This is a genomic window from Massilia sp. TSP1-1-2 (assembly GCF_049896185.1).
Taxonomy (GTDB): Bacteria; Pseudomonadota; Gammaproteobacteria; order Burkholderiales; family Burkholderiaceae_D; genus Telluria_A.
In genome coordinates, this window is record NZ_JAFCTU010000116.1 from 1 (window position 1) to 1096 (window position 1096).

General features: G+C 57.4%; 1 protein-coding gene. It reads right to left on the bottom strand.

The features are described 5' to 3' along the window. Nucleotides 1-31: 31 nt before the first annotated feature. Nucleotides 32-1048 carry an IS30 family transposase gene (locus ACP7BV_RS27160; RefSeq protein ID WP_426108014.1) on the bottom strand — a complete coding sequence of 339 codons (1017 nt, stop codon included), beginning with the start codon at nucleotides 1046-1048 and terminating at the stop codon, nucleotides 32-34. Nucleotides 1049-1096 lie beyond the last annotated feature (48 nt).

Consider the following 1096-nt stretch of genomic DNA (forward strand, 5'->3'; position numbering starts at 1 on the left):
GGCGGTTTCAAATACCAAGCGCAACACTGGGTTAATTAACAGTGTCAGTCGGATGTTGCAGCAAGGCTATGTGCTGAGTATAAACGACGAGCGGCGATTCATAATCTAGCCTCGCCCTCGGACGTGTATTAAGCGACAGGGCGATGGCATCGAGCTCGTCTTGGGAGTAGATTGACAAGTCAGATCCTTTCGGCATGTACTGGCGTAGCAGTCCATTGGTGTTCTCGTTAGAGCCGCGCTGCCAAGGGCTGTGCGGGTCGGCGAAATAGATCTGGACGCCAGTTCGCTCAGTGAGGATTTTGTGGCCGTGCATCTCGCGGCCTTGGTCGTAAGTCATGGTCTTGCGCATCGCCGCCGGCTCGCGGTTGAGCACTGCCGAGAAGCTGTCGACGACGGCCTTGGTGGTCGCGTTATCCATCTTGGCGAGCACCACAAAACCGGTCGTACGTTCGACTAGCGTGCCGACCGAGGAGCGGTTGCCAGCGCCCTTGATCAGGTCACCCTCCCAGTGACCAGGGATGAGGCGGTCCTCGACCTCTGCAGGGCGAATATGGATGCTCTGCATGTCTTGGATCTGGTAGCGCCGATCGGTGCCTCGGCTGCGCGGTTTGCGTACTTGGTTATGGTGCCGGAGGCAGGCAATCAGCTCGCGTTTGAGCTCTCCGCGTGGATGCAAATAGATGGCGTTGTAGATGGTCTCGTGGGACACAGATTTTTCAGAATTGTCGGGCCAAAGGAGCTTAAGTTTGCGCGCTATTTGCTGCGGCGACCAGAGAAGTTTGAGCTGGTGCCGAACCACTTGGAACAAGGCGCCATCAACGTGCATCTTGGGCAGGCGGCGCGGCAGAAGGCGCCGCACATGGCATTGCACGTGGGCCTGGTCAGCGTCGTAGACACCAGTGCCGCTCGTGCGCTTGAGTTCGCGACTGATTGTGCTGGCTGAACGGCAAAGGCGTTTAGCAATGGATCGGGTAGAGCATTGGTCGGCGCGCATGGTCATGACGACGGCGCGCTCTTGAGTAGTCAGATGTTTGTAGATTTTTGCCATGGCGGCACCTTACAGCAGAAGGTGTTGCACTTGGTCTTTGAGAACGCC